General features: G+C 59.8%; 27 protein-coding genes. 11 read left to right on the forward strand and 16 right to left on the reverse strand.

Going from position 1 to position 26,103, the window contains the following annotated elements; genetic code table 11:
- Positions 1-294 precede the first annotated feature (294 nt).
- From FBZ99_RS04670 to rsmA, 3 genes are read left to right on the forward strand one after another with little or no spacing between them, the layout of a single operon-like run.
- Positions 295-1,239 (forward strand): peptidylprolyl isomerase, encoded by a 945-nt coding sequence (locus FBZ99_RS04670; protein WP_069616195.1) that lies wholly within the window; start codon positions 295-297, stop codon positions 1,237-1,239.
- 6 nt (positions 1,240-1,245) lie between these two features.
- Positions 1,246-2,271 (forward strand): 4-hydroxythreonine-4-phosphate dehydrogenase PdxA, encoded by a 1,026-nt coding sequence (gene pdxA, locus FBZ99_RS04675; protein WP_113351701.1) that lies wholly within the window; start codon positions 1,246-1,248, stop codon positions 2,269-2,271.
- Positions 2,271-3,098 carry a 16S rRNA (adenine(1518)-N(6)/adenine(1519)-N(6))-dimethyltransferase RsmA gene (gene rsmA, locus FBZ99_RS04680; protein ID WP_113351700.1) on the forward strand — a complete coding sequence of 276 codons (828 nt, stop codon included), beginning with the start codon at positions 2,271-2,273 and terminating at the stop codon, positions 3,096-3,098. The genes pdxA and rsmA overlap by 1 nt, the downstream gene beginning before the upstream one ends.
- Before the next feature lie 6 nt (positions 3,099-3,104).
- Here the strand turns inward: rsmA and gmk are convergent, their stop codons facing one another.
- The 7 genes from gmk to fabD form a co-directional block, all read right to left on the reverse strand.
- Positions 3,105-3,767 (reverse strand): guanylate kinase, encoded by a 663-nt coding sequence (gene gmk / locus FBZ99_RS04685; RefSeq protein WP_069616193.1) that lies wholly within the window; start codon positions 3,765-3,767, stop codon positions 3,105-3,107.
- Positions 3,768-3,770: 3 nt separating this feature from the next.
- On the reverse strand, positions 3,771-4,658 hold the full coding sequence (locus FBZ99_RS04690; RefSeq protein ID WP_069616192.1) for a YicC/YloC family endoribonuclease: 888 nt from the start codon (positions 4,656-4,658) through the stop codon (positions 3,771-3,773).
- 110 nt (positions 4,659-4,768) lie between these two features.
- Positions 4,769-5,983 carry an endolytic transglycosylase MltG gene (gene mltG / locus FBZ99_RS04695; RefSeq protein WP_113390090.1) on the reverse strand — a complete coding sequence of 405 codons (1,215 nt, stop codon included), beginning with the start codon at positions 5,981-5,983 and terminating at the stop codon, positions 4,769-4,771.
- A gap of 213 nt (positions 5,984-6,196) precedes the next feature.
- Positions 6,197-7,459, reverse strand: a complete 1,263-nt coding sequence (gene fabF, locus FBZ99_RS04700; RefSeq protein ID WP_145631672.1) for a beta-ketoacyl-ACP synthase II — start codon at positions 7,457-7,459, stop codon at positions 6,197-6,199.
- Between the two features lie 114 nt (positions 7,460-7,573).
- Complete coding sequence (locus FBZ99_RS04705) at positions 7,574-7,810, reverse strand: acyl carrier protein (protein ID WP_004122114.1); 237 nt, start codon at positions 7,808-7,810, stop codon at positions 7,574-7,576.
- Positions 7,811-8,096: 286 nt separating this feature from the next.
- Complete coding sequence (gene fabG, locus FBZ99_RS04710) at positions 8,097-8,834, reverse strand: 3-oxoacyl-[acyl-carrier-protein] reductase (protein ID WP_092710547.1); 738 nt, start codon at positions 8,832-8,834, stop codon at positions 8,097-8,099.
- Positions 8,835-8,859: 25 nt separating this feature from the next.
- Positions 8,860-9,804: an ACP S-malonyltransferase gene (fabD, locus tag FBZ99_RS04715; protein ID WP_113329086.1), complete on the reverse strand. Its 945-nt coding sequence runs from the start codon at positions 9,802-9,804 to the stop codon at positions 8,860-8,862.
- A 195-nt stretch (positions 9,805-9,999) separates the two neighbouring features.
- Here fabD and FBZ99_RS04720 point away from each other — a divergent pair, with 195 nt between their 5' ends.
- A complete protein-coding gene (locus tag FBZ99_RS04720; protein WP_145631674.1) occupies positions 10,000-11,043 on the forward strand; it encodes an aldo/keto reductase in 1,044 nt (347 codons plus the stop codon).
- A gap of 48 nt (positions 11,044-11,091) precedes the next feature.
- On the opposite strand, the gene FBZ99_RS04725 is transcribed toward FBZ99_RS04720, so the two are convergent.
- Together FBZ99_RS04725 and FBZ99_RS04730 are read right to left on the reverse strand one after the other, a co-directional pair.
- Positions 11,092-12,297 (reverse strand): hypothetical protein, encoded by a 1,206-nt coding sequence (locus FBZ99_RS04725; protein ID WP_145631676.1) that lies wholly within the window; start codon positions 12,295-12,297, stop codon positions 11,092-11,094.
- A gap of 132 nt (positions 12,298-12,429) precedes the next feature.
- Positions 12,430-13,176 (reverse strand): histidine phosphatase family protein, encoded by a 747-nt coding sequence (locus FBZ99_RS04730; RefSeq protein ID WP_145631679.1) that lies wholly within the window; start codon positions 13,174-13,176, stop codon positions 12,430-12,432.
- Between the two features lie 390 nt (positions 13,177-13,566).
- Between FBZ99_RS04730 and rpsF the strand changes: the two genes are divergently transcribed.
- The 4 genes from rpsF to rplI all read left to right on the forward strand — a co-directional run bounded on the left by rpsF (position 13,567) and on the right by rplI (position 16,017).
- Positions 13,567-14,013, forward strand: a complete 447-nt coding sequence (gene rpsF / locus FBZ99_RS04735) for a 30S ribosomal protein S6 (RefSeq protein WP_069616186.1) — start codon at positions 13,567-13,569, stop codon at positions 14,011-14,013.
- Between the two features lie 13 nt (positions 14,014-14,026).
- The gene (gene rpsR / locus FBZ99_RS04740) at positions 14,027-14,275 is read left to right on the forward strand and encodes a 30S ribosomal protein S18 (RefSeq protein ID WP_004122103.1); all 249 of its coding nucleotides are present in this window, start codon (positions 14,027-14,029) and stop codon (positions 14,273-14,275) included.
- A 165-nt stretch (positions 14,276-14,440) separates the two neighbouring features.
- Positions 14,441-15,418, forward strand: a complete 978-nt coding sequence (locus FBZ99_RS04745) for a DUF2232 domain-containing protein (protein ID WP_113329089.1) — start codon at positions 14,441-14,443, stop codon at positions 15,416-15,418.
- 20 nt (positions 15,419-15,438) lie between these two features.
- Positions 15,439-16,017, forward strand: a complete 579-nt coding sequence (rplI, locus tag FBZ99_RS04750) for a 50S ribosomal protein L9 (RefSeq protein WP_069616184.1) — start codon at positions 15,439-15,441, stop codon at positions 16,015-16,017.
- A 97-nt stretch (positions 16,018-16,114) separates the two neighbouring features.
- On the opposite strand, the gene FBZ99_RS04755 is transcribed toward rplI, so the two are convergent.
- Genes FBZ99_RS04755 through FBZ99_RS04765 form a run of 3 tightly spaced genes read right to left on the reverse strand, consistent with a single transcriptional unit; the run spans position 16,115 to position 19,298 of the window.
- Positions 16,115-17,182 carry an HlyD family secretion protein gene (locus FBZ99_RS04755; RefSeq protein WP_113329090.1) on the reverse strand — a complete coding sequence of 356 codons (1,068 nt, stop codon included), beginning with the start codon at positions 17,180-17,182 and terminating at the stop codon, positions 16,115-16,117.
- A gap of 17 nt (positions 17,183-17,199) precedes the next feature.
- Positions 17,200-18,846 carry an MFS transporter gene (locus tag FBZ99_RS04760; protein ID WP_145631681.1) on the reverse strand — a complete coding sequence of 549 codons (1,647 nt, stop codon included), beginning with the start codon at positions 18,844-18,846 and terminating at the stop codon, positions 17,200-17,202.
- 8 nt (positions 18,847-18,854) lie between these two features.
- Positions 18,855-19,298 (reverse strand): MarR family winged helix-turn-helix transcriptional regulator, encoded by a 444-nt coding sequence (locus FBZ99_RS04765; protein WP_069616181.1) that lies wholly within the window; start codon positions 19,296-19,298, stop codon positions 18,855-18,857.
- A gap of 329 nt (positions 19,299-19,627) precedes the next feature.
- Here FBZ99_RS04765 and FBZ99_RS04770 point away from each other — a divergent pair, with 329 nt between their 5' ends.
- The gene (locus FBZ99_RS04770) at positions 19,628-21,124 is read left to right on the forward strand and encodes a replicative DNA helicase (RefSeq protein ID WP_069616180.1); all 1,497 of its coding nucleotides are present in this window, start codon (positions 19,628-19,630) and stop codon (positions 21,122-21,124) included.
- Positions 21,125-21,184: 60 nt separating this feature from the next.
- Here FBZ99_RS04770 and FBZ99_RS04775 read toward each other — a convergent pair whose 3' ends face one another.
- The 3 genes from FBZ99_RS04775 to FBZ99_RS04785 form a co-directional block, all read right to left on the reverse strand.
- Positions 21,185-21,487: an AzlD family protein gene (locus tag FBZ99_RS04775; protein WP_113351690.1), complete on the reverse strand. Its 303-nt coding sequence runs from the start codon at positions 21,485-21,487 to the stop codon at positions 21,185-21,187.
- Entirely contained in the window at positions 21,484-22,188 is a 705-nt protein-coding gene (locus FBZ99_RS04780; protein WP_145631683.1) for an AzlC family ABC transporter permease, read from the reverse strand. The genes FBZ99_RS04775 and FBZ99_RS04780 overlap by 4 nt, the downstream gene beginning before the upstream one ends.
- Before the next feature lie 115 nt (positions 22,189-22,303).
- The gene (locus tag FBZ99_RS04785; RefSeq protein WP_145631826.1) at positions 22,304-23,125 is read right to left on the reverse strand and encodes an AraC family transcriptional regulator; all 822 of its coding nucleotides are present in this window, start codon (positions 23,123-23,125) and stop codon (positions 22,304-22,306) included.
- A gap of 226 nt (positions 23,126-23,351) precedes the next feature.
- On the opposite strand from FBZ99_RS04785, the gene FBZ99_RS04790 reads away from it, so the two are divergent.
- Both FBZ99_RS04790 and alr read left to right on the forward strand, forming a co-directional pair.
- Entirely contained in the window at positions 23,352-23,852 is a 501-nt protein-coding gene (locus FBZ99_RS04790) for a GFA family protein (RefSeq protein WP_145631685.1), read from the forward strand.
- A gap of 315 nt (positions 23,853-24,167) precedes the next feature.
- Positions 24,168-25,331 carry an alanine racemase gene (alr, locus tag FBZ99_RS04795; protein WP_145631687.1) on the forward strand — a complete coding sequence of 388 codons (1,164 nt, stop codon included), beginning with the start codon at positions 24,168-24,170 and terminating at the stop codon, positions 25,329-25,331.
- Positions 25,332-25,352: 21 nt separating this feature from the next.
- Here alr and FBZ99_RS04800 read toward each other — a convergent pair whose 3' ends face one another.
- Positions 25,353-25,988: a LysE family translocator gene (locus FBZ99_RS04800; RefSeq protein ID WP_145631689.1), complete on the reverse strand. Its 636-nt coding sequence runs from the start codon at positions 25,986-25,988 to the stop codon at positions 25,353-25,355.
- Between the last annotated feature and the right edge of the window lie 115 nt (positions 25,989-26,103).

Consider the following 26,103-nt stretch of genomic DNA (forward strand, 5'->3'; position numbering starts at 1 on the left):
AGAGAGCCGGCTTTATCGCCGGCTCTTTTGCATGGATGCGGTTGGCCTCTGCCTACCGCGCAATTCCTTAAATCTGGATCGATTTAAGGAATTGCGCGGCAGATTTAAAATACTACAGCGACCTTTGCGCGTCACATATGACGCGCGGCGCTGTCGTGTCATTGTTTCGCCGCAAGGATTTTGCAATTCATCGCGCTTGATGTAGACATGTGGCGCGAAGTTGCCGTATTGCGCCGACAGACGCACCAAAACGGCGCCATGCTGGCAGGAAATACCTTTGGGAAGGGGTAATTGATGTTTTCTGGAAAGACACCGATGCGCGCTCTGTTGTTCGGAGCCGCGGCCTTGGTTATGGCGAGCTTCGCCGTGCCGAGCAGCGATGTTGCTTTCGCAGCAAGCGAAGTGAAAGTCCTCGTCAATAGCCAGGTAATCACATCCGGCGACATAGCCAGGCGCGTCGCCTTCCTCAAATTGCAGCGCCAGAAAGGCGATCTGAACAAGCTTGCCAAAGAGCAGCTTGTTGACGAAACGCTGAAGCGCGCGGAGATCTCCCGCCTGCGCATGTCCGTTTCGACGACGGACGTCGATGCCGCCTTCGGCCGTTTCGCCTCCAGCAACAAGATGACACCGGCACAGCTTAGCCAGATTCTCGAAAAGGCCGGCGTGGGCGTCGATCACTTCAAATCCTATATCGCCGTTTCCATGAGCTGGCCGCGGGTCGTCAATGCACGCTTCGGCGCAAGAAGCCGCATGTCGAACGATGATCTCGTGACGCGCATGACGGAAAACAAGACGAAGCCGGTCACGACGGAATATTTCCTGAAGCAGATCGTCTTCGTCGTTCCGGCTGCGAAGCGGAACGCCATTTTGAATCAGCGCAAGGCGGAAGCCGAAGCATCGCGGTCGAAGTTCCCGGGCTGCGACCAGGCAAAGGTCTTCGCCGCGACCATGCGTGACGTCTCCGTCCAGGACCTTGGCCGCGTCCTTGCACCAGAAGTTCCGGAAATGTGGAAGCCGCTCCTGGAGAAGGCATCCGGCAACACGACCACGCCGATCGTAACCGATCGCGGCGTCGAATATGTCGCCATTTGCTCGCAACGTCAGGTGAATGATGACGTCGCCGCCGCTGCCGTGTTCCGTGCCGAGGATATCGGTAAGGACAAGGCAACGGGTGTGAGCGCCAATGACAAGAAGTATATGGACGAGCTGCGCTCCAAGGCGCAGATCGTCTATCGCTGATTGACGATGCCACCGCGCTCTTCCCTCCCCCTCGCGCTCACGCAGGGGGATCCGGCTGGCATAGGTCCCGACATCACCCTCGCCGCCTGGCTTCGCCGCGGCGAGCTGGATCTGCCGCCCTTCCTGTTTCTTGGCGATGCCGCCGTGCTTGAGGCGCGAGCTTCTCAGCTCGGCCTGACCGTACCGCTTGCGACTGCCGATCCGGCGAATGCCTGCAATATCTTTCCCGATGCGCTGCCGATCCTGCCGATCGACGCTGGCATGGATATCATCGCCGGCGAGCCGCATGTGGCGACCGCAAAAGGTACGATTGCCGCCATCGAAACGGCCGTTTCCCTCAGCATGAGCGGCCGGACATCCGCAGTCGTCACCAATCCGATCGCCAAATCGGTGCTCTATGACGCCGGTTTCGGCTTTCCCGGCCATACGGAATTCCTGGCGGATCTTGCAACGCGCGCCACTGGAAAGCCGGTCATGCCGGTCATGTTGCTTGCCGGTCCCAAGCTTCGCGCGATCCCAGTCACCATCCATATTCCGCTGAAGGAAGTGCCTGAAACGTTGACCTCCGATCTGATCGCCGAAACCTGCCGGATTACCGATCACGACCTCCGCGTCCGTTTCGGCATCTCCAAGCCGCGCCTTGCCGTTGCCGGTCTCAATCCGCATGCGGGAGAGAATGGCGCGCTCGGCAAGGAAGACGACGAAATCGTACGGCCTGCGATCGACAGGCTCCGCTCCGAGGGCATCGACGCATTCGGGCCCCTGCCCGCCGACACCATGTTCCATGACGACGCCCGTCGACGTTACGATGTAGCCATCTGCATGTATCACGATCAGGCATTGATCCCGGCCAAAGCGCTCGGCTTCGACGATTCCGTCAATGTCACGCTCGGCTTACCTTTTGTCCGCACGTCTCCGGATCACGGCACGGCTTTCGGCATCGCCGGTAAAGGTATTGCCAAGGAAGACAGCCTTGTCGCTGCGCTGAAGCTGGCCAGCGAAATCAGCAGCACGACCGGAAACAACCCCTGATGGCCGCTCTCGATGGCTTGCCGCCCCTTCGCGATGTAATCCAACGCCACGGCCTCGATGCGCGCAAGGCGCTTGGCCAGAACTTCCTTCTCGACCTCAATCTGACCCAGAAGGTCGCGCGCACAGCCGGATCACTTGAGGGCGTCACCGTTTTCGAGGTCGGGCCTGGGCCGGGCGGACTGACGCGCGCCATCCTGGCGCTCGGTGCGGCCAAGGTCATCGCCGTCGAGCGCGATGCGCGCTGTCTGCCGGCGTTGGCCGAAATTGCCGATCACTATCCGGGCCGACTAGAGGTGATCGAAGGCGATGCGCTGAAGACGGATTTTGCCTCCCTTGCCCCACAAGGGCCGGTGAAGATCATCGCCAACCTGCCCTATAATGTCGGGACGCAGCTTTTGGTGAACTGGCTTCTGCCGGCGCAATGGCCACCCTTCTGGCAATCCCTGACCCTGATGTTCCAGAAGGAAGTCGGCCAACGGATCGTGGCGCAAGAGGATGACGATCATTATGGCCGGCTCGGCGTGCTCTGCGGCTGGCGGACAGAGGCCCGCATGGCTTTCGACGTGCCGCCACAGGCCTTCACGCCGCCGCCCAAGGTGACCTCGACCGTGGTGCATCTGACGCCGAGGGAAAACCCTATTCCTTGCGCCGTCGACAAGCTGGAGAAGGTAACCCAGGCCGCCTTCGGCCAGCGCCGCAAGATGCTGCGACAGAGCCTCAAGCCGCTTGGCGGCGAAGCCCTGCTGCTAAAGGCCGATATCGACCCGCAGCGCCGCGCCGAAACGCTTTCGGTAGAAGAATTCTGTCGGCTGGCGAATTGCCTGTAACCAGCTTTATAGCTTCGGCGTCTCTTCCAGCAGATCGCGGACGAAATCGAACATGCCATGCCGACGGTCGCGGCGCAGGCGCTCGGCCTTGACGATCGACTGAACCGCGTCGAAAGCAATGTTCAGATCGTCATTGACGATGACATAGTCGTATTCGCGCCAGTGAGCGATCTCGGCCCGGGAATTGGCAAGACGCATGGCGATGACCTCTTCGGAATCCTCTGCGCGGCGATGCAGCCGCGATTGCAGCTCCGTCATAGTCGGCGGCAGCACGAAGATGGAGACGACATCTGCCGGCATCTTCTCCTGCAACTGCTGGGCGCCCTGCCAGTCGATGTCGAAGAGCATGTCGCGGCCTTCCGACATCGCCGTCTCCACGGGCTCGCGTGGCGTGCCGTAGAAATTGCCGTGTACCTCCGCCCATTCGAGCAAGGAGTCGGAATCGCGCAGACGCTCGAATTCGCGCTGCGAGACAAAATGATAGTGCACGCCTTCGATTTCGCTCGGCCTGCGCTGCCGCGTCGTGACGCTGACCGAGAGGCTCACCTGCTTGTCCTTGTCGAGCAGTGTGCGCGCGATCGTCGACTTGCCGGCTCCTGACGGCGAGGAGATGGCTAGCATCAACCCCCGGCGGGCGATCGGAATGGATGTGGATGTCGCCGGCTTCATGGCCTACTCCAAATTCTGGACCTGTTCGCGGAACTGGTCGATGACTACCTTCAGCTCGATGCCGGCGGCAGTCACGGCCGCTGCATTCGATTTCGAACAGATGGTATTCGATTCCCGGTTAAATTCCTGTGCAAGAAAATCGAGCTTGCGGCCGACAGGGCCGCCCTTGGAGATCAGATCGCGCGCCGCGGCCACGTGGGCCTTCAGGCGATCGATCTCCTCCCGCAAATCGGCCTTGGTGGCGAGAAGGGCAGCTTCGGCATGGAGCCGGTCACGGTCAAGGCCCGACGAGCCGTCCAGAAGCATCGAAACCTGCGTCGCCAGTCTCGCGGCAATTTCCTGCGGGGAACGGGACGGATCGCGCTCGACCGTTGATGTCAGCGCCTCGATCGTCGCGACATGACCGAGCAGAACCTTGCCGAGTGCATCGCCTTCCTGCCGGCGCATGTCGCGGAGATCGGCGAGTGCCGCCTCGAGGCCGGCCATGATATCTGCGTCGCGCGCGGCGACGGCGTCCTCGTCTTCCTCGGCTTCCTTGAATTCCACCAGGCCGCGCACAGCCATCAGGCTTTCCAGGCGCAGCGGAGCGGGATCCACGATGCCGGCCAGCTGATCGCGTAGCGCCAGGACCGCCGTCAGCGCATCCTGGTTCACGACGACCTCGATACGGCTTTCTTCCACCGAGAGCGACAGGCTGACCTGAAGATTGCCGCGGGAGAGCCGATCCGCGATCGACTTGCGGACATCAGTTTCGAGGCGCTCCAGGCCTGGCGGCAAGCGCAGGCGGATATCCAAGCCCTTGCCGTTCACCGAGCGCAGTTCCCATGCCCAGCGGCCACGACCACTCGTTCCCTCACGCCGGGCAAAGCCGGTCATGGACTGCAACGCCATGCAAGCCTCCGATAGTTCCTATCCCCAATCCATCGAAAATCTTCGGATTACGGGCCAATGTAAAGTGAATCCGCGTCGGGCACTCTATGCAGACCACGGCGCAGTGAGGATTAGTTGGTCTTCTTCTTCTGCTGCGCGCCTGAACCGGGGGCTACGGCAGCATCGTCGGGCTGACCATCAACGGCAATGGCGCTGGGATCTTCGCCCTTCTCGGCAACCAGCTTGCGCCAGCGCCTGACATTGGCATTGTGCTCGTCCAGCGTTGCGGCGAAGACGTGTCCACCGGTGCCATCCGCCACGAAATAGAGGTCCTGCGTCTTCCAGGGGTTGGCGACGGCCTCCAGAGCATCCTTGCCCGGATTTGCGATCGGCGTCGGCGGCAAGCCCTTGATGAGGTAGGTATTATAAGGCGTGTCCTTCTTCAGGTCGGACTGGTAGATGGGGCGATCGGACGGCTTTCCTTCACCACCGAAGAGGCCATAGATGACCGTCGGGTCGGACTGCAGGCGCATACCCTTGCCCAACCGGTTCAGGAAGACGGAAGCGACATGGGCGCGTTCGTCCGCCACACCGGTTTCCTTCTCCACCATGGAAGCCAGCGTGATGAAATCCTGCTTGCTCGCCAGCTGGACGCTGGAATCGCGCTTCTCCCAAATCTGATCGACCAGTTTGGCCTGTGCCGCCGCCATCTGCTGAACGATTTCGGTGCGCTTGGTGCCGCGCGTGAACTTATAGGTGTCCGGTCTCAGACTGCCTTCCGGCGGCAGGGCCGACGGCAGATCGCCCTCCAGCACAACATCGGCCTGCAGCTTGTTGAACATCTGCCGAACCGTAAGCCCTTCCGGCAAAGTAACCGAATAGAGGATCGACTTGCCGGACTTCAGCAGCTCCATGATGTCCTTCATGGAAGCGCCGGCCTTGATCTCGTATTCGCCGGCGCGAAGCGTTTCACCATCATGCAGATAGGTGGCCGTCAACCAGCGGAAGATGCGCTGATCGGTGATGATGTTATTGGATTCCAGGCGGTTGGCGATCTCGCTGAGGCCAGCACCATTGCGCACGATGAAATTGGTGTTGGTCGTCAGAGGACCGGGACCCTGATAGATCGAAAACGCGTAATAGGCGCCGCCGATGGCGGCAACGGCGACGAAAACCGCAAGCGTCATCAGAAAGTTCAGGAAGATGACCATCTGGCTGCGGGCCTTGCGCGAACGCTTCGGCGGATCCGGAACACGCTCCGGACGCAGGGCTTCATTCGCCGATTTCGGGATAATCGGTCCTTTCTGCCCATTCGGAGTTCCGTTGCTCTGGTTCGTATCGCTCACCGGCAATCCCTTCCTTTTTGTGATTGCCTGCTCTTTGGCCAAGCAATGCGGCAAAAAGCAGGTTCAGAAGATAAGGCGGAGCTCGAGGCTCCGACTTCGACCGATCAGGCGTTCCCGCACCACATTCCCGAGAAAGACGAAGGCGCAGCAACAATCAAGGATGCGGGCGAGATTGCCACAAGGCACCCTCATCCCAACAGTTACGCGTTGTTATTAAGCCTCATAACGGCGCAGGACAAGCGACGCATTCGTGCCGCCGAAGCCGAAGGAGTTCGACAGCGCGACGTTGATTTCGCGCTTGCGAGCCTTGTGCGGAACGAGGTCGATGGCGGTCTCGCGCTCCGGATTGTCCAGATTGAGCGTCGGCGGGGCGATATTGTCGCGAATGGCGAGCGTGGCAAAGATCGCTTCGATGGCACCGGCAGCGCCAAGAAGATGACCGGTTGCCGACTTGGTGGACGACATGGAAATCTTCGACGCGGCATTGCCGACCAGCCGTTCGACAGCGCCGAGTTCGATCGTATCGGCCATCGTCGATGTGCCATGGGCATTGATGTAGTCGATATCGGCAGGCGTCAGGCCCGCGCGCTTCAGCGCAGATGTCATGCAGCGGAAAGCGCCTTCGCCGTCCTCGGACGGAGCAGTGATATGATGGGCGTCGCCCGAGAGGCCGTAGCCGACGACTTCTGCGTAGATCTTGGCGCCGCGCGCCTTGGCGTGTTCCAGTTCTTCGAGAACGACGATGCCGGCGCCCTCGCCCATGACGAAGCCGTCACGGTCGCGGTCATAGGGGCGCGAGGCCTTTTGCGGCGTATCGTTGAAGTCTGTCGACAGCGCCTTGCAGGCAGCAAAGCCTGCAAGCGAAATGCGGCAGACCGGAGCTTCGGCACCGCCTGCCACCATGACGTCGGCATCGCCGAGCATGATAAGACGGGCGGCATCGCCGATCGCGTGCGCACCGGTCGAACATGCGGTAACGACCGCATGGTTCGGTCCGCGCAGCTTGTGGCGGATCGAGACCTGACCGGAGACGAGATTGATGAGACGACCAGGGATGAAGAAAGGCGAAATACGGCGCGGCCCCTTGTCGCGCAGCGTATAGCCGGCTTCGACGATGCCCTCGAGGCCGCCAATGCCCGAGCCGATCATGACGCCGGTAGCGATCTGATCCTCATCCGTTTCCGGGTGCCAGTGGGCATCGGCCAGCGCCATATCGGCGGCCGCCATGCCATAGATGATGAAGGGATCGACCTTGCGCTGCTCCTTCGGCTCCATCCAATCGTCAGCATTGAAGGTGCCGTCGGTGCCGTCGCCGACAGGAATGCGGCAGGCAATCTTTGCCGCGAGGTCCTCGACCTCGAATTCAGTTACGAGGCGGGCGCCGTTGTGCCCAGCGAGCAACCGCGTCCAGGACACCTCAGTGCCACAGCCCAAAGGTGATACCATGCCGGTACCCGTGATAACGACACGTCTCATCGCCCGCAGACCCCCGTCTTTTTATGATGATATGCGTATAAGCTTGCTTCGTCCGACGTCGCCGGACGAAATAGGGCGGACTCTTCAGCCCGCCCCGTCAAAAAGCGCGAAAGATTAGGCCTGAGCCTTCTCAATGAACTTTACCGCGTCGCCGACCGTCAGGATCGAGTCAGCAGCGTCGTCCGGAATTTCAACGCCGAATTCTTCTTCGAAGGCCATGACCAGTTCGACGGTGTCGAGCGAGTCCGCACCCAGATCGTCGATGAAGCTTGCGCTTTCAACAACCTTGTCGGCGTCAACGCCAAGATGATCAACAACAATTTTCTTTACGCGTTCTGCGATATCGCTCATGTCGGTTTCCTCGACCTTATATCCTGATGAGAATGCCTTGTGACATCCCTACCCTAATTCAAACCTGCAGCATCTGTTCCGACGCCGCTGGCAAACCCGTTCAACCCGGCATTGAGATCCGGTCCAGCGCCTTGAATGTGGCCCAGTCCGCCTGAATTTTCCGGACGACTGTTCACAGTCATGGCCCGCTTAACACGGTTTAAGTCCGTCGCAAAGCCAGAAAATAGCCGGCTCCGGGTTGCTCAACATGCTATTGGCGGGAAAGTTCCCCCCAACAGCAATTCCTTTAGATCATTGCCATGCCACCGTTGACATGGATCGTCTGCCCCGTGACATAGCTCGCCTCCGAGGAAGCGAGATAAGCAACGGCAGAAGCGACTTCCTGACCCGTGCCCATACGCTTCATGGGGATCGCCCCCATGATGGCTTCCTTCTGCTTGTCATTCAGCTTGCCCGTCATCGCACTTTCGATGAAGCCCGGAGCAACACAGTTGACCGTGACGTTGCGGGTCGCGATTTCCTGCGCCAGCGACTTGGTGAAACCGATCATGCCCGCCTTGGAGGCGCAGTAGTTGGCCTGGCCCGGATTACCCGTCACGCCGACGACGGAGGTGATGTTGATGATGCGGCCGTAGCGGCGGCGCATCATCGGATGGGTCAACTCCCGCGTCAGGCGGAAGACGGCGGTCAGATTGACTTCCAGCACGGCGTCCCAGTCCTCGTCGCTCATGCGCACGAAGAGGCCGTCCTTGGTGATGCCGGCATTGTTGACCAGGATATCGACGCCGCCGAGCTCCTCTTCCGCCTTGGCGCCGAGCGCCTTGACTTCGTCGCGGTCCGACAGGTTGGCCGGGAAGATCTTGACGCGATCGCCGAGCTCGGAGGCCAGCGCCTCCAGCTTTTCGACGCGCGTGCCGTGCAGGCCGACGATGGCGCCCTGCTTGTGCAGGAGGCGGGCAATTTCTTCACCGATGCCGCCGGATGCGCCGGTTACCAGGGCCTTGCGGCCGGTCAAATCAAGCATGTGCGTCCCTCGTTCCTTGAATATATCAGCCGAGCAATGCGGCAAGCGCCGTATCTATATCAGCAGCATTGTTGACGGCGATGCCGTTGACCGACTTGTCGATGCGGCGGGCAAGACCCGTCAGCACCTTGCCGGCGCCAATTTCATACAATGTTGTCACATTGTTGGCGGCAAACCATTCCACCGTCTCACGCCAGCGCACCTGGCCGGTAACCTGCTCGACCAGCAACCGCGCAATCTCATCGGCATCGGTAACCGGAGCCGCCTTCACATTAGCGATAACAGGCACGACCGGGTTGGCCTTGGCGACGCCGGCGAGCGCCTCGCGCATGGCGTCGGCAGCCGGAGCCATCAACGCAGAATGGAACGGTGCGGAGACGGGCAAGAGGATGGCGCGCTTAGCGCCCTTGGCGGTCGCAAGTTCCGCTGCCTTTTCGACCGGGGCTTTCTCGCCGGAGATAACGATCTGGCCGCCACCATTGTCATTGGCGATCTGGCAGGCGCCGAGTGCAGAAGCCTCCTCGCAAACGGCGACGACATCGGCATGTTCAAGGCCGATGATCGCGGCCATGGCGCCGACGCCGACGGGAACTGCCGCCTGCATGGCGTTGCCGCGGATGCGCAGCAGCCGCGCCGTATCGGCAAGCGAGAAGGTGCCGGCGGCACAGAGCGCGGAGTATTCGCCGAGCGAGTGACCGGCAACATAAGAGACCTTGCTCTTCAGATCGAGGCCGCGAGCCTGCAGCACGCGGATGACTGCGAGCGAGACGGCCATCAGCGCAGGCTGCGCATTGGCCGTCAGCGTCAGCTTGTCTTCCGGGCCGTTGAAGATGACGTCGGAAAGCTTTTCACCGAGCGCTTCATCGACTTCCTCGAAGACGGCGCGCGCCTCGGCGAAATTGTCGGCAAGATCCTTGCCCATGCCGACGGCTTGGCTGCCCTGGCCGGGAAATGTGAAAGCAACAGTCATTATAAAGCGTCCTTTTGGGGGTCGTTTTGCTTCCCAATGACATTGTTTGCAGCGGAGTCAATAGTGCAAGCCCCGCAGCCACAGGCTTTTGCACCCGCGAAGCGCAATGATTTTTTTCTTGCGCTCGCTCAGATCGGGCCTAAATTTGCGCGACCTCATTCATTTTGACCTTCTCCCATCTCCCAAGGTTTTCCCATGAAATATAAGAGATTAGGCCGCACAGATATTTCCGTTTCGCAGATTTGCCTGGGCACGATGACCTGGGGCACGCAGAACAGCGAAGCCGAAGCCCATGAACAGATGGACTATGCTGTCCAGAAGGGCATTAATTTCTTCGATACCGCCGAAATGTATCCGACGACGCCTGTGGGGCCGGAGACTCAGGGGCGCACTGAAGAATATATCGGCACCTGGTTCGAGAAGACCGGCAAGCGTAGGGATATCGTGCTCGCCACCAAGGTCGCCGGCCCGGGTCGCGAATATTTGCGCAGCGGACAAGGTCCGGACGCCGCCAATATCAATGCGGCTGTCGACGCCAGCCTGAAGCGGCTGAAGACCGATTACATCGACCTCTATCAGGTTCACTGGCCGAACCGCGGCCATTTCCATTTCCGCCAGAATTGGCGCTATAACCCCTTCAATCAGGATCGCGAGAAAGTCATCGCCGAGATCACCGAGATCCTAGAGACGATGGGCGAGCTGGTGAAGGCCGGCAAGATCCGCGCCGTCGGCCTCTCGAACGAGACGACCTGGGGTATCCAGAAATATCTGACGATTGCCGAGCAGAAGGGCCTGCCGCGCGTCGCCACCACGCAGAACGAATACAATCTCCTCTACCGCCATTTCGACCTCGATCTGGCTGAACTGTCGCATCACGAAGATGTCGGCCTGCTCGCCTATTCGCCGCTCGCTGGCGGCATCCTCACCGGCAAATATGTCGGCGGTGCTCGTCCGGCCGGCTCGCGCGGCTCGATCAATCTTGATATCGGGGGCCGCCTGCAGCCGCTGCAGGAGCCGCCGGTTAAGGCCTATCTCGAGATCGCCGCCAAATACGGTATTGACCCGTCGAAACTGGCGCTGGCCTACTGCCTCACCAAGCCCTTCATGACGTCCGTCATCATCGGCGCGACGACGATGGCGCAGCTTGAGACCGACGTGGCCGCCGCTTATGTGACGCTACCCGAGGAGGCACTGGCCGAGATCGAGCAGGTGCACCGGAAATATCCGATGCCTATGTGAGAAGCCTGTCGATAGGATTCAAAAGGATAAACGGGCAAGTTTGCCCCTTTATTCGGCCGTTACAGCGGAAGCACTGCAGCAGATTTCGCGAACGTAGTCGTTGCCATGAGTGATGATGGCATTGAGAGGGATTTTTTTACTCCCTATCAGGTGTCGATATACCAGCGGAGCGATATTTTTGTCGTAGACGTCCTTAATGGTAAGGGCATACCGCCCCTGCGCGGTCAAATGCACCGCCATGGGAGGGTTTGCCTCCTTGGCCAACTGTATGGCTGTCTGCAACGAGGGATCGACGAATATTTGGATGTATTGTTTGCCAAAGCGATTTTCTTCGAACTCGCGCACCCACACCGACGTTTGAAGTATATAGCCGGACTTTTTGCCGATCGACACACGATACCAGTCGCCGATGCTCTTCTTGATCGTCAACTCGCTCCCATTCGGGAAAGTCGCAATCGTCTTGGCGCTCATGTTCCGGCTGGTCTTGAGCAGGGCCGCTCCTGCGTCGTCTTGAACAATGCCGTTTCTCGGGATTGGAACTTGCAGAAGCGACGACTCCTCGTTCAGTGGCTGAGTTGCCTTACGCGCTTCAGCACTCGCTGCCGGAGCATTGTTGGACGACGACTTTGCTGCGAACTCCTGAATCTCCTGGTATGACACGGTCGTCACTCGAAACTGTGTCATTTCGCTCGATGACAGATAACGAATATCGTTGCTGTCATATTTGAGCGTGAGCTGCAGCAAGCCCGGGTCAATGCCCATTTCGTTCATATAGGCAATCACGTCCGCAGTCTGCCGTTGGACGGCTGCTACGGCAGTCTCGACATCCATTCCTTTTGTATCGCTGACCGAAGACTTGTGAACGCCGATCGAGCCCGGTTCGGCAAACCGGCCCACTCCGCCAAGAAAGGACAAGGAACAAGCCGAGGAGCATTCGGCGCTTCTTACAGCGAGAGTGCTGAGCCCCAGAGATCTTATCAGCCGGCCAAGTTCCAATGCCTTGGATACATTGCCGCCGCCGCTGTCGAAGCCGACGTAGATAGCGTGGCTGGAAACAGCCTTATCGCGGAATAAGCTCAAATCATCGTCGGCTTCGAAACTGCCAATTACCGTAATGTAGGTAATTCCATCATCCGCAGTTCGAACGTCGTAGCTCAGCCGCGCCGCGGCATTTTGCGCAAGAAGCGCGAAACCCAGAGCAAAACCCAGCAAAGCAAAGCTTTTCTTCACAGCCCACCCCCAAATTGCAGCCAAGCCATGAATTCCATAGCTCCAGGCGCTTCACAAGCCATGATTGCAGCCCACATTCGAAAGATTCGGCCTTACCGATGAAATGAAAGCAGGCTCATATGGCAGCGGGAAAAAGCCATGCTTACGGCAAGCGGCCTATTGCTTTGTCTTCGGCGCAATCGCCAATTCGGAACCATAAGCCGCCTTCAATTCCTCCTGCCCCCTCACACGGTCCACGGACTTATGAAGCAGGATCGAGCGATAGCCTTCCGAACTCCGCCCCTCGATCAAGGTGACATCGGCGTTTCCTGGATTGTCCGAGCGCTCGAACCAATCGACAGGGTGATGCAGGAAATTCATCTCGAAGGCCCGGTTGGTCACGCCATGGCCGACGATGATAACATTGTTCTTTCCGTTTTCGGCGTCGTGCATGACCGTCTGCAGGAACAGACGGACACGCTGGGCGATATCGGCACGGCTCTCGCCGTCCGGCGGCCGGGCGTAGAACTTGCCGTTATTGTTGCGCAGCCTTGCCCATTTCTCGAATTCATCGGGGAATTTCCGCTTCTGTTCGGCATGATCGTAGATTTCGGTGAAGAGGCCGAAGTCCTGCTCACGCAGGAGATAATCCTCTCTGATATCTCCGATGAGTTCGGCGGGCAGAACCTCCAACAGGGCATCCTTGCTCTGCCGCGTCCTCAGGAAGGGCGAATACCAGACGCTCAGCTTGCGCAGTTCGGCTGATGGCAATCCCTTGAGATAGGCTGATATCGCCTGCCCTGCTTCCAGCACCTGCCGATAGCCCCATTCCGTCAGGGGCACATTATGATCGCCGAACTGTCGATAGGCCTGGTCATCGATATTGCCAAGGGATTCGCCGTGCCGAACGAGAAAGATGCGCATGAATCGTCCCTGTTGCTGCAATTCGCATTCCATCATATGGGAGAGCGCGGCGGGTGCAACGCTGCGGCGGATGGGAGCTCGCGATTTGGCCCAAGCATCGACGGCGCTCACGGGCAAAACGGCATAATTTCGCCCCTACCCTTGCCTTTCGAAGAAAAATCCGTATAAGCCGCCCTGTTCGCAACCCGGTCTTCTGGCTGGTGGCTGAACGGAGGGCCGGTTTCCGATAAGGGAATCGTTCGGAACGGAAGCGTTCCAGCCTCCCGTGTCTCCGCTCTCGACCGTCTCGGAAACGCTTTTCTTGCTTGGGTTTACCCTCTCAGGAGCAGTCGTTGAGGCTTAGCCGCCGAATATCGGGTTCAGACCAACGCAAGAAAGGCAAAGCTATCCATGGCTCTTTACGAACATGTATTCCTTGCCCGGCAGGATATTTCCGCTCAGCAGGTCGACGCCCTCGTAGAACAGTACAAGGGTGTCATCGAAGCTCACGGCGGTAAAGTCGGGCGTATCGAGAACTGGGGCCTCAAGTCCCTCACCTACCGCATCAAGAAGAACCGCAAGGCTCATTACGCCCTGATGGACATCGATGCTCCGGCCGCTGCGATCCAGGAAATGGAACGCCAGATGCGCATCAGCGAAGACGTCCTGCGTTACATGACGATCGCTGTCGAGCAACACGAAGACGGCCCGTCCGCCATGATGCAGAAGCGCGACCGTGACGACCGTCCGCGCCGCGATGGCGACCGTCCGGAGCGCAGCTTCGGCGATCGTGGCCCGCGCCCGGATCGTGGTGACCGCGAAGACCGTCCGCGCCGTCCGCGCGAAGACCGCGTATAAGGAGATTTGAGAGATGTCTGAAGTTTCTTCCGCACCGGTCCGCCGTCCGTTCCATCGCCGCCGCAAGACCTGCCCGTTCTCGGGCGCCAATGCGCCGCGCATCGACTACAAGGACGTTCGTCTCCTGCAGCGCTACATTTCCGAGCGCGGCAAGATCGTTCCGTCCCGCATCACGGCCGTTTCTCAGAAGAAGCAGCGCGAACTCGCCCAGGCGATCAAGCGCGCCCGTTTCCTCGGCCTGCTGCCCTACGTCGTCGCTTAATAGCGCCTGACGCAGAATGAATTAGAGGGAAGGCAGCGATGCCTTCCCTTCTCCCTTTCGCGATGGGCGCGGATCGGAACCTTGAAACCCCATGTTGGGGATAAGCTTTCAGGCCCGCGTGGCGAAAGCATCCTCTAACTGCTCGATACGAAGCAGGACAGCGACGTGAAAAAGTTGACCGCAAAAGAGCTTGGCATCGGCGCGCTCGCCGGTCTGACCGCCGCCCTACTCGTGTATGGCGCGACGGTGCAGCCGTTGCTGTTCATCCTGTTCGGCGCACTTTCCGCTCTCCCGATCCTGATCGTCGGCCTCGGCTGGGGCAACATGGCCGTCATCGTTGCCGTCGTGGTCGCCGGCATCGTCGGAACCGTTACGCAGTCGGTCTATTTCGGGCTCTTCGTCGTTCTCCTGACGCTGATCCCCGCATGGCTCAGCCATCTCGCCAATCTGGCGCGTCCCGCCTCCGAACTCGGAGGCCCGGATAATCTGATGGCCTGGTATCCGCTCTCCGACATCATGCTGCACCTGTGCGGTCTCGCCGCAATCGTCATCATCGTCGCCGGAGCGGTCATGGGCTACGGTGCCGATCTGGTGGGTCAGGTCGTCGACGCCTACATGGCCGCGGTGAACCAGCAGTCTCCCGATCTTCAGCTCAATCCGGCTGCGATCGCGAAGATGAAGTCACTGATGCTCTACATGATCCCGATCGCCTGGGGTATGATCTGGGTCATGATGCTGTTGGCCGCCTATTACGTGGCGACACGCATCGTTGCGGCTTCGAGCCATAATCTGCGCCCGCGCGACGATATCCCCTCGTCGTTGCGCATGAACCGCAATGCGATCTTCGTCTTTCTCGTGGCGATCGTCGCTATCTTCTTTGGCGGAGTTCTGGCTCTCATCGCCGCCGCCGTGCTCGGCGCCTTCGGTGCTGGCTTCATCGTTTCCGGCTTTGCTTCGCTGCATTACCGGACGCGGGGCAAGGACTGGCGTCTGCCGGTTCTGATCCTCTGCTACCTGGTATGCTTCTTTGTGACGCTGCCGCTCTTTATCGTTCTCGTTCTCGGTCTTTACGATACCCGCAAGGCGATATCGCTGACCCCGAACAAGAATGCCGACACATCCAAACAAGACACAAAAATCTGACATCGAAAGGAACAACGAAAATGGAAGTCATTCTCCTCGAACGCATCTCCAAGCTCGGCCAGATGGGCGAAACCGTCAAGGTTCGCGACGGCTTTGCTCGTAACTACCTGCTGCCGCTCGGCAAGGCACTGCGCGCCAACGCCGCCAACAAGGCTCGTTTCGAAGCCGAGCGCGCAACGCTCGAAGCCCGCAACCTCGAGCGCAAGAGCGAAGCCCAGAAGGTTGCCGACGTTCTCGCCGGCAAGTCCTTCATCGTCGTTCGCTCGGCTGGCGAAACCGGCCAGCTCTACGGTTCGGTCGCTGCTCGTGATGTCGTCGAAATCCTCGCCGCCGAAGGCTTCAACGTCGGCCGCAGCCAGGTTCACATGAACACGCCGATCAAGGCCATCGGCCTGCACAACGTCACGATCGGTCTTCACGCCGAAGTCGAAATCACGATCGAACTCAACGTTGCACGCTCCGCTGAAGAAGCCGAGCGTCAGGCCAAGGGCGAAACCCTCACCTCCGCCGACGCCATCTACGGCGTTGACGAAGACGCCCTGCGTCCGGAAGACTTCTTCGATCCGGAAGCTGACCGCGACGGCGACGAAGAAGCTTGATCTTCAAGCCTTTTTCGTAATTTCTAATGCAAGAAAGCCTGGGTCCTCCGACCCAGGCTTTCCTGTTTTCTGACAGAAGATGGAGCGAACGCCCAGGTCAGTCGTTATCCTTGATTTCCGGCAATGGAGCCGAATCCTTGTCGATCGAAACGACGACGGACATGCCGGGCGCCAGCTGATCCGCCAGAGGCTGCCCATCCTCGATTTTGATCCTGACACCGAGACGCTGGGCGACCTTGGTGAAATTGCCCGTGGCATTATCGGGTTTGATGACCGCAAATTCCGAGCCAGCGGCCGGGGAAAAGCGCTGGATGCGGCCCTTGATCTCGCGATGTCCGAGTGCATCGACGGAGATCGTGGCGGGCTGATCGAGCTTCATGCCATCAAGCTGGGTTTCCTTGAAATTGGCGATGACCCAGACGTCCTTCGGAACGAGGTTCATCAGCTGCGTGCCGGGCGTCACATATTGGCCAAGACGCACGCCGATCTCGCCGACGCGGCCGTCCTGCGGCGCCCTGATGGTCGTATTGTCGAGATCGATATCGGCAAGCTGCACGGCCGCTTCCGCGCCGCTGACACCGGCTTCCAGCGAAGCGCGGTTGACGATGATCGTCGTCAGGTTCTGCTGGGAGACATCGAGAGCGGCCTTTGCCTGATTGACCGATGCCTGCGCCTGCTGCAGCGTCGCCTGCGCCTGCTCGGAATCGCTTGTCGTCGAGACGCCTCTGGAGACGAGTGTCGTGACGCGATCGAAGGCAAGCTGGGCACGCTTCAGCGCTGCATTGGCGCTGTCGATCTGCGCCTGGCTGGAGACGATGCCGGCCTTGGCGGCCTGCTCCTGCTGCTGCGAATTGGCAAGCGCGGCCTTCTGTCCGTCCAGCGTCGCGTGGGCCTGCGCCACCTTCTGCTTGTAGATGCGGTTATCGATCTGGGCGAGCACATCGCCCTCCTTGACGAGCTTGTAGTCCTTGATCGGCACGTCGGTGATATAGCCGCTGACCTGCGGGCTGATGGTCGTGACATAGCCTTTGACATAGGCGTCGTCCGTGGTTTCGACCGCGGTCTTGAACGGCGGTAGATGCCAAGCATAGAGCACCAGCATGACGCCGCCGATACCGGCGAGCACGGCGATGACTTCGATGGGGGAGCGAACGAGCCTCGACATGGAGCTATTTCATATCCTCATGGGTTGGATGTCGCGACCTCTACCCGATCGCCAGCGAAGCGAGCCCTGACGACGCGGAAGAGAACATGGATTGAGAGGCCGGCAAGTGACAGGAAGGCGATTAAGGCGGCAGTGAAGAAGGCATCTCCGTAGGCAAGCATATTGGCTTCGCGGCTGACCTGCGCGCCGAGCAGCGCCAGCCCCTCCCCCTTCAGCAGCGCGCTATCCCCAATCACCTTGCCATAGGAGGATGAAAGCTGGCTGACGCGTGTGGCCACATGCGGATCCGTCAGCAGCACGCGCTCAGTCAGGACGGCCGAATGGAACTTCTCGCGAATGGTGATCAGCGTGCCGTAGAAGGCCGAGCCGACGAGGCCGCCGATGCTTTGCGTGAAGGTGAAGACGACGAAGAAGGTCACCAGATAGGGCGGGCCTTTGGATATAGCCTCCTTGAAGCCTGCCGACATGGATGGCGGCAAGAAGAGCGCCGCACCGGCCGCCACCAGGGCCTGGCTGAGATACATCTGCTCGGGACGGGTCAGGTTCGTCACCTGCGAATCCATCAGCGAGCCCACCCCCATCAGAATAAGCGCGACGAACTGGATCTGCCACGTGTAGCCATAGCTCATGAACACGGTGCAGATGAGGCCGCCGATGATCGAGAAGGCGAGGATAATCCAATAGAGCAAGGCAAGCTGGTCATAGAGCAGGCCGACCGCATTCTGATAGAAGGTCATGATGACGGAGGTCTGCTCGGCGGCAATGATGCGGAAGACCAGGAGGATCGCCGTCAGATGCAGAATTTCCGGCCGAAGCAGCCAGCGAACGTCGATCAAAGGCGTCGACCGTCTCAGTTCGACGACGATGGCAACGGTCAGGGATGCGACGGCAATAGCCAGAACGACGCCGAGCCATGGCACCTCCAGCCACCAGTAGAGGCGCCCGACCGACAAGGCGACGGCAAGACAGCCGAAACCGATCGCGACAAGAAGATAGCTGAAGATATCGCCCAGCACGATAACCTTGACGCGCGGCGGCGGCGTCAGCGGCAGCAGATAGATGATCGGCATGACGAGGAGCGCCAATGCCATTTCAAGCGTATAGAGGCCACGCCATTCGCCATAATCGAGTAGCGAGGGCGACACAAGGCGAGTGATGGGAGCGGCAAGCAGCGTGTTCATCATCGCTAGGCTGACGCCGATCGTCATCTTCTTGGCAGGCTCGAAGGCCTCCAGCATATAAAGGAAGCCAAGCGTCGACAGAGGCGCGCCGGCAATCCCGCTCAGGAAGCGGACGACGATCGCAGAATGCAGATCGGAAACGAAAAGATTGAGCAGCGAGGCGAGGACGAAGCCGAGAATGCTGACCTCGGCGAAATTGCGCACGCCATATTGAAGGCGGATCTTCACCAGCGCGATGGCGAGGCTGACATTGGGCGCCATATAGGCAGCAGAAAGCCATGCCGACTCTGTGGTGGTCGCCGCGATGGTTCCCTGAATTTGCGTAAGGTTGGCGAAGGCGAGATTGAGACCGAGGCCCTGCGTCAGGAAGAACATGACGGACGCCGCAATATAGAGCGGCACTTTCCAGCCCGGCATAGGCGGTGGAGCGGGTGGGACGGCGTTGGCTTCCGCATTGGCGACCGGGCCCGGATCCCCGCTCATGCACTACCTCATGATTTGCCGATATTCTGAAGATTGGCAGTCATGGCACGGATAACTTTCAGCGCCATGCCGACATCCTCGTCCGAAATCCCCTCCAAGATATCCGCACGCACACTGGTGGCAAGAGCCTCGACCTCGGCGGCAACGACTTTTCCTGATTCCGTCATGAAGATCTGCTTGGCGCGGCGATCGGATACGGCGGCGCGGCGCTCAATGAAATTCTGCGCCTCCATGGCATCGAGGATGCGCACGAGCGTCGGCGTTTCCAGCTCCAGCTCGTCGGCAAGCTCCCTCTGGTTTATTCCGTCCCGGCGGGAGAGCTTGCGAAAAACCCTCGCGCGGGAAAGGGTCATGCCGTGCTCTCGAACGAGAGCGTCGAAAGCCGCCCTCAGCTTGCGATTGAACGCGGAGAGGTCGTCGAAGAGTTCTTGTCTTGATGGCGCACCTGGCATTATTGCAACTTTATACTATTAGCATCCTACCCTAATTTAAGGGGAATACCCGGATTTTCCCAGTTTTTCAAGCAGGATAGCCGCAACAGTTGATGCGCGCAGCGAAAGACCGGCTAAAATGTTCCCCACAGATAGTTTGCATAAGTGATTCGTGTGTCGATCTTTGCGTTGCAAAGTGGCCACAAGGGATTTTTTACGTGGCGGAAACTTGTCCCTGTGGACGAGTGGAACAACGTTGATAGGTCGGTATGGCCATCCGTTTGCACGGTTGACCATGACATCGGAACATCGCAAACCAGACGACACCCTAAAGCATGAAGAGATGGAAAATGAACGAAGCTGCGCGCAAGCTTGCCGCCATTGCTCCCGCCGACCAGCATTATCGCGAAGCGCCCAATAACATTGAGGCGGAACAGGCTCTGCTCGGTGCCATCCTCGTCAACAACGATGCCTATTATCGCGTCTCCGATTTCCTGAAGCCGATCCATCTCTACGAGCCGCTGCACCGGAAGATCTTCGAAGTCGCCGGCGATATCATCCGCATGGGCAAGACCGCCAATCCTGTGACCATCAAGAGCTTCGTGCCGGCTGACGAGAAGGTCGGCGACATGACGGTCGCGCAATATCTCGCGCGCCTCGCCGTCGAGGCCGTGTCGATCATCAACGCTGAAGATTACGGCCGCGCCATCTATGACCTGGCGCTGCGCCGTGCGCTGATCACCATCGGCGAGGACATGGTCAACATCGCCTATGACGCGCCGCTCGACATGCCGCCGCAGACGCAGATCGAGGATACGGAGCGCCGGCTGTTCGAGCTTGCCGAGAATGGCCGCTACGACGGCGGCTTCCAGTCGTTCAACGACGCCGTGGCACTGGCGATCGACATGGCGGCCGTTGCCAAGGAGCGTGACGGCGGCCTCTCCGGCATCTCCACGGGCATCCACTCGCTTGATAGCAAGATGGGCGGCCTGCAGCGCTCCGACTTGATCATCCTTGCCGGCCGTCCCGGCATGGGCAAAACCTCGCTTGCCACCAACATCGCCTATAATATCGCCGCCGCCTACGAGGGCGAAGTCCAGCCCGACGGCTCGATGAAGGCAAAGAACGGCGGCGTTGTCGGCTTCTACTCGCTGGAAATGTCATCGGAGCAGCTCGCCACCCGTATCATCTCCGAGCAGACGGAAGTCTCCTCCTCGAAGATCCGCCGCGGCGACATCAACGATGCCGATTTCGAAAAGCTGGTGGCCTGCTCGATGATGATGCAGAAGGTGCCGCTTTATATCGACCAGACCGGTGGTATTTCCATCGCCCAACTCGCCGCCCGCGCCCGCCGCCTCAAACGCCAGCGCGGCCTCGACGTTCTGGTCGTCGACTACGTGCAGCTCATGACCGGTTCGAAGAAGTCGGGCGAAAACCGCGTTCAGGAAATCACCGAGATCACCACTGGCCTGAAGGCGCTCGGCAAGGAGCTCAACGTTCCGATCGTCGCACTCTCCCAGCTCTCGCGCGCGGTCGAAAGCCGCGACGATAAGCGCCCCCAGCTTTCGGACCTTCGCGAATCCGGCTCGATCGAGCAGGACGCCGACGTGGTGCTCTTCGTGTTCCGCGAGGAATATTATGTGAAGAACCAAGAGCCCCGCGACCCGAACGACCCGAAATATGCGGAATGGGAAGCGCTGTTCGACCGCGTGAAGGGCACGGCCGATGTCATCATCGCCAAGCAGCGTCACGGACCGACGGGCACGGTGAAGCTCGCCTTCCAATCGGAATTCACCCGATTTGCCGACCTCGCCGACCCGTCTTTCACGCAGTACGAAGAACATTGACGCTTGCCGCGTCAATGTTCCGCTGGGATGAGAACCGCTTCGCACTTTGCCGGAAAGGCTTCAGAGTCCCGCAGCCCTCAGCAAAGCCACCGTCGCAACGCCGACGATAACGCTTGCCAGCAACGGCAAGCGGCGAGAGACGATTGCGGTGACCATGCAGGCCAGCGTCTCCGCCCAGCCGGTGGCAAAAGCTGTGGGGGCAATGACAGCCATCAGCACGGCCGGTGGAATGGCTTTGATTGCGGTTTGCCGACGCTCGTCAAGCTTCACGTAGCGAATCAAGACGAGACCGCCAACACGGGTGAAGATCGTTGCGGCAGCCATGGCGAGGATGGCGAGCAGAGTGTTGAAATCGAGCGTCATGCCGCTTGCTCCCGCGCTCTGCCCTTCCAGAAAGCCATTGCCAGTCCCGCCAGCGCGCCGGCTGCAATATGCCAGACACCGGGCACGAACTGGTGGACAGCAACGGCTGCAATTCCGCTTGCGGCAAGCACCGCGCCGGTTTCCGGTCCTTTCCAGAAGCCCATGACCAGCACGATGAAGACGGCCGGAAAGGCGAAGTCGAGACCGATGACGGCGGGATCGCCGAGAAAGGCGCCAAGCAGAGCACCCGCAAGCGACGAGCCGACCCAGGCCAAGTAAAATGGCGTGACGATGCCCGCATACCAAGCGGGCGTGAGCCGCATCGTGCCGGCGCGGAACTCCGCCATGGCCCAAATCTCGTCGGCGAGAAACAGCATGGCGAGATAGCGTTTGATGCCGGTGAAAGATTGCATCTTCGTGCCAATCGAAGCACTCATCAGCAAGTGCCTGACATTGACGAGCAGGGCCGCGATGCCAGCACCCATCCAGCTTGCGGGATGTGTCCAGATATCCATCGCCACGAATTGCGAGCCGCCAGCAAAGACGAGTGCGCTCATCAGTGTGGTCTCCAGCGGCGAAAGCCCCTTGGTCGCCGAAACCGCGCCGAACACGAGGCCGATCGGCAGGACGGCAACGATCAGCGGAAGAATGGCACGCATCCCGGCTTTGAATTCGCCGGCCGGTCGGCTTTGCTGCAACATTGGCAACCTCCACTTCAACAATGACGGAGGGGTAGCCGACGGCAGCCGGCGCTGTATTGAACGAAAGTGATCAGACGCATTCCGGACAGAAAGTCGTTTCGCAATTGGAAATGCGCTAGCCGACGCGGAACTGGCCCGGGGTGACGCCGGTGCGCGATTTGAAGTGGCGCGTGAAATGCGCCTGATCGGCAAAACCGCATTCCATGGCAACATCGGCGGGCATGCGGCCCTCCCTAAGCAATCGGCGGGCAACGATGACACGCCGGTCGGTCAGAAAGGCATGGGGCGTAATATGATACTCCCTGCGGAAGGCGCGAATCAGGTGCGCGCGGCTCAGGCCTGCGATCTTGGCCAACTCCTCCAATCCGATATCGCTGTCGAAATTCTCAGTGAGATAATCGCGGGCGCGCGCGACGGCGCTACGCTCCTTGGTGTCGACGGGAAGGACGATCGTGCTACCATAGCGCGCAAAGAGGGCCGCCAGCACCGAGAACATGCCTTCATCGGATTCCAGCGCACCGGCGCCGCTCTCGAGTGTGCGATGCGCCTTGTGGAAGGCGCTTGCAAGCTGCGGATCGCGCAACAACGAACTGGCGAAAGATGGCGTCGCATTGAAGGCTTTGCCCGTGACGTCTTCCAGAATATCGACGAAGAGCTTCGTGTCCGGGTAGATCATGCGGTAGCGATAGCCTTCGCCGCCCGGAGCGCCGTCATGCACTACTCCAGGATTGATCATATAGAGATCGCCCGGTCCGGCTTCCTCCCGACTGCCGAGCAGCGTGGTGATCTGGCTGCCTCTTTCAATCGTCCCGATGCTGAAGGTGTCGTGCGCATGCGGCGCATATTCATGCGTCACGAAGCTTGCGCTCAGGCATTCCATGTCACGAAAGCGACCGTCTCGCCAGAAGCGGGTCGATTCCACCTTGGCAAGCGGCATGGCGTCAGCCGCCTCTTTCTGCGAAACGTTCTGCATCCCCGAAGATTAGCGCGCCGGCTCCCGCGCGTCTTGAACAAAAGTGATCGCATGTGGGAAAGGCTGGCATCCACCCGTCCGCGCTTTTTTTGAGAAGGTGTGGTCGGATCCGTCGTTCCGCTGGACGATCCGAAGATGAAAACCTAAAAAGCATTTAGGCCCAAACTCGCCTTTTGGAGGAGAAGGAAAATTGAAACGCATTGAGATGACGGTAAGCGGCGGCTGCCGGTGCGGTGCCGTACGCTATCACGCAACTGCCATGCATGATAATTCGCATCTCTGCCATTGCCGCATGTGCCAGAAAGCCTCCGGCAACATCTTTGCCGCGCTGGTCGCCGCGCCTGATGATGCGCTCACCTGGACGCGCGGCAAGCCGAGCATCTGGAAGAGTTCTGAGCTTGTCGAGCGCGGCTTCTGCGCCAATTGCGGCACGCCATTGTTCTTCCATCACCTCGAAAACGGCCGCACCAACCTGATGATCGGTTCGCTTGATAATCCGCATGCCTTCCCGCCGCATGCCAATACCTGCACCGAGAATATGGTGACATGGTTCGATACGATCACGGGCATAGAAAATACCGGCGTGACTGAAAATAACGGCGCCGATTGGGCTGCGGCGATCAAGACGAGCAACAACCAGCATCCTGATCGCGATACCGCCTCATGGGCGGTGAGAAGGCGTGACGACTGAGCCTATTCCGGCGATCGCCAGCGGGGCACGATGCCGCTGTTCCGAAATAGCCATCATCCCGGAAACTAAAGCCTACGACAGCTTGCCTTCAAGATGATGCGCGCAGCGTGCCTGAAGGCCTGCCCTTCAGCTCATTCGTGCCGCAAAGCAGCCTGTTGGTTTCCGACCTTCAGCCGGAAGCTGTCGTCAGAAATGTGGCGGCAGTTTCTGCCTAATTCCGCATGCATACCTCGCAGCACTTTTTCTTTTCATCGACGGCCAGTATCCTCCCTCAAGCCAAATCATCTCCGGCCACTTCCTTATTCGGGACGCTCTATGACAGATAATTTCAATGACGATGATGCTTTCGCTTCCGCCGGCCTTCGGCTGACGGTGGATCTCGGCGCGCTCGTCGAAAACTGGCGCGACCTCGCGCGCCGCTCGGGGAAGGCCCGCGCGTCGGCCGTTGTCAAGGCCGATGCCTACGGGCTTGGCATCGAGGATGTCGGCGAAACGCTTTATGGCGCCGGCGCGCGCGATTTCTTCGTCGCCACCGCCGATGAAGGCGCGACCTTGCGGCTCTATGCCCCCGAGGCGCGCATCTTCGTGCTCAGCGGCATCTGGCCGGGCATGGAGCGCCGGTTCTTCGAGAACGATCTCGTGCCCGTCATCGCGTCGGAGGAACAGCTGACCTTCTGGATGTCCGTTCTATCCGATTATGGCGATTATCCCTGCGCACTGCAGGTCGACACCGGCTTCAACAGGCTCGGCCTGCCGATGGATGATGCGATCGCGCTTGCCGATGACGTCTCGCGTCCGGCAAGCTTTGCGCCGGTTCTCGTCATGAGCCACCTCGCCTGCGGCGACGACCCTTCCAATGCGATGAACCGGCAGCAGCTCGAGGCTTTCCGCAAAGTCAGGGCCGCCTTCGAAGGCATCGAGGCGAGCCTTGCCAATTCGGCCGGCATCTTTCTTGGGGCCGACTATCATTTCGATCTTACCCGCCCCGGCATCGCCACCTATGGCGGCGAGGCAGTGCCGGGCATGGCCAATCCGATGCGCCCGGTGGCGACGGCGGAGGCGCGGATCATCCAGACCCGCTCGGTCAAGGCAGGCGAAACAGTGGGGTATGGCCGCGCGCTTCAATTGACCCGCGACAGCCGGCTGGCGATTGTCTCGGCAGGTTACGCCGACGGCTATATGCGCAGCCAGTCGAGTGCCGGCGTGCCATTGCGCCAGACCGGTATTGCGGGCGGTCACGGCTTCATAGCCGGCCACAAGGTACCCGTTGCCGGCCGCATCACCATGGACCTCACCATCTTCGATGTCACCGACCTGCCGGAAAACCTGGTCAGAGCTGGTGACTACGTTGAACTTTTCGGCAGCAACATCTCGATCGACGAGGCCGCAAGGGCGGCAGGCACCATCGGCTACGAGATGCTGACCAGCATGGGGCTGCGGCACGAACGCCGGTATATCTCGGAAGAGACCAAGGAATAGCCCGGCTACGTCTCAGGATAGTTAGCGCGCACTGATCGCCAACCGAACGCCAAGCGCCACGAACAACGTGCCGAGACCGCGATCGAGCCAGAGGCCGAGACTGCGATTGCGCCGGAGAGCCTCGCTCAGGCGGCCGCCGAGCAGGATCAGCGGCGGTTCAATGAAGGCGGCGACGACAATGATCAGGCTTCCATGCAGCAAGAGCTGCGCCCAGACCGGGCCGGCGCCTTCGACGACGAATTGCGGCAGGAAGGCCAGGAAGAAGATGGCGACCTTCGGATTGAGCAGCGAGACCAGAATACCTTGGCGATAGATACGGCTAAAGGGCAAGGATTTGCCGGCTTCCTTGATCCATGCGCTCTCGCCCTTCGAGCGCAGCGCCTGGATGCCGAGCCAGATCAGATAGGCCGCACCGACCCATTTGACGGTCGAGAAGGCCAGCGCGGAGGCAGCAAGGATCGCCGAAAGACCGGCGGCCGCCATCAGTACATGCAGGCATGCGCCGCTCCAGATGCCGAACAGCGCTGCAAAGCCGGAGCGCATGCCGCTTCTGATCGTGTGACCGAGAATGAAGGCGATATCCGGCCCCGGCGACAGATTAAGGAGAATCGCAGCGGTCAGAAACCCAATCCAGTGCGCAAACGAATAGTCAAACATCGGTCATCATCCATAAAACCCGGCATAAAGGCTGACACGATCGCCGTTGATACGGAAATCATTAGTTTTGATAGGCCGAGAAAGACATTATCTGACTGCCCAAGCGATTCGTCGC

Origin of the sequence: Rhizobium sp. ERR 1071 (assembly GCF_007828675.1) — a bacterium.
GTDB classification, from domain to species: Bacteria; Pseudomonadota; Alphaproteobacteria; order Rhizobiales; family Rhizobiaceae; genus Rhizobium; species Rhizobium dioscoreae.

Excerpts from the sequence above, each read along its gene's own strand:
- FBZ99_RS04670 (WP_069616195.1), top strand. The coding sequence starts at position 295 with ATGTTTTCTGGAAAGACACCGATGCGCGCTCTGTTGTTCGGAGCCGCG.
- pdxA (WP_113351701.1), top strand. The coding sequence starts at position 1,246 with ATGCCACCGCGCTCTTCCCTCCCCCTCGCGCTCACGCAGGGGGATCCG.
- rsmA (WP_113351700.1), top strand. The coding sequence starts at position 2,271 with ATGGCCGCTCTCGATGGCTTGCCGCCCCTTCGCGATGTAATCCAACGC.
- gmk (WP_069616193.1), bottom strand. The coding sequence starts at position 3,767 with ATGAAGCCGGCGACATCCACATCCATTCCGATCGCCCGCCGGGGGTTG.
- FBZ99_RS04690 (WP_069616192.1), bottom strand. The coding sequence starts at position 4,658 with ATGGCGTTGCAGTCCATGACCGGCTTTGCCCGGCGTGAGGGAACGAGT.
- fabF (WP_145631672.1), bottom strand. The coding sequence starts at position 7,459 with ATGAGACGTGTCGTTATCACGGGTACCGGCATGGTATCACCTTTGGGC.
- FBZ99_RS04705 (WP_004122114.1), bottom strand. The coding sequence starts at position 7,810 with ATGAGCGATATCGCAGAACGCGTAAAGAAAATTGTTGTTGATCATCTT.
- fabG (WP_092710547.1), bottom strand. The coding sequence starts at position 8,834 with ATGCTTGATTTGACCGGCCGCAAGGCCCTGGTAACCGGCGCATCCGGC.
- fabD (WP_113329086.1), bottom strand. The coding sequence starts at position 9,804 with ATGACTGTTGCTTTCACATTTCCCGGCCAGGGCAGCCAAGCCGTCGGC.
- FBZ99_RS04720 (WP_145631674.1), top strand. The coding sequence starts at position 10,000 with ATGAAATATAAGAGATTAGGCCGCACAGATATTTCCGTTTCGCAGATT.
- FBZ99_RS04730 (WP_145631679.1), bottom strand. The coding sequence starts at position 13,176 with ATGCGCATCTTTCTCGTTCGGCACGGCGAATCCCTTGGCAATATCGAT.
- rpsF (WP_069616186.1), top strand. The coding sequence starts at position 13,567 with ATGGCTCTTTACGAACATGTATTCCTTGCCCGGCAGGATATTTCCGCT.
- rpsR (WP_004122103.1), top strand. The coding sequence starts at position 14,027 with ATGTCTGAAGTTTCTTCCGCACCGGTCCGCCGTCCGTTCCATCGCCGC.
- rplI (WP_069616184.1), top strand. The coding sequence starts at position 15,439 with ATGGAAGTCATTCTCCTCGAACGCATCTCCAAGCTCGGCCAGATGGGC.
- FBZ99_RS04755 (WP_113329090.1), bottom strand. The coding sequence starts at position 17,182 with ATGTCGAGGCTCGTTCGCTCCCCCATCGAAGTCATCGCCGTGCTCGCC.
- FBZ99_RS04760 (WP_145631681.1), bottom strand. The coding sequence starts at position 18,846 with ATGAGCGGGGATCCGGGCCCGGTCGCCAATGCGGAAGCCAACGCCGTC.
- FBZ99_RS04765 (WP_069616181.1), bottom strand. The coding sequence starts at position 19,298 with ATGCCAGGTGCGCCATCAAGACAAGAACTCTTCGACGACCTCTCCGCG.
- FBZ99_RS04770 (WP_069616180.1), top strand. The coding sequence starts at position 19,628 with ATGAACGAAGCTGCGCGCAAGCTTGCCGCCATTGCTCCCGCCGACCAG.
- FBZ99_RS04775 (WP_113351690.1), bottom strand. The coding sequence starts at position 21,487 with ATGACGCTCGATTTCAACACTCTGCTCGCCATCCTCGCCATGGCTGCC.
- FBZ99_RS04780 (WP_145631683.1), bottom strand. The coding sequence starts at position 22,188 with ATGTTGCAGCAAAGCCGACCGGCCGGCGAATTCAAAGCCGGGATGCGT.
- FBZ99_RS04785 (WP_145631826.1), bottom strand. The coding sequence starts at position 23,125 with ATGCCGCTTGCCAAGGTGGAATCGACCCGCTTCTGGCGAGACGGTCGC.
- alr (WP_145631687.1), top strand. The coding sequence starts at position 24,168 with ATGACAGATAATTTCAATGACGATGATGCTTTCGCTTCCGCCGGCCTT.
- FBZ99_RS04800 (WP_145631689.1), bottom strand. The coding sequence starts at position 25,988 with ATGTTTGACTATTCGTTTGCGCACTGGATTGGGTTTCTGACCGCTGCG.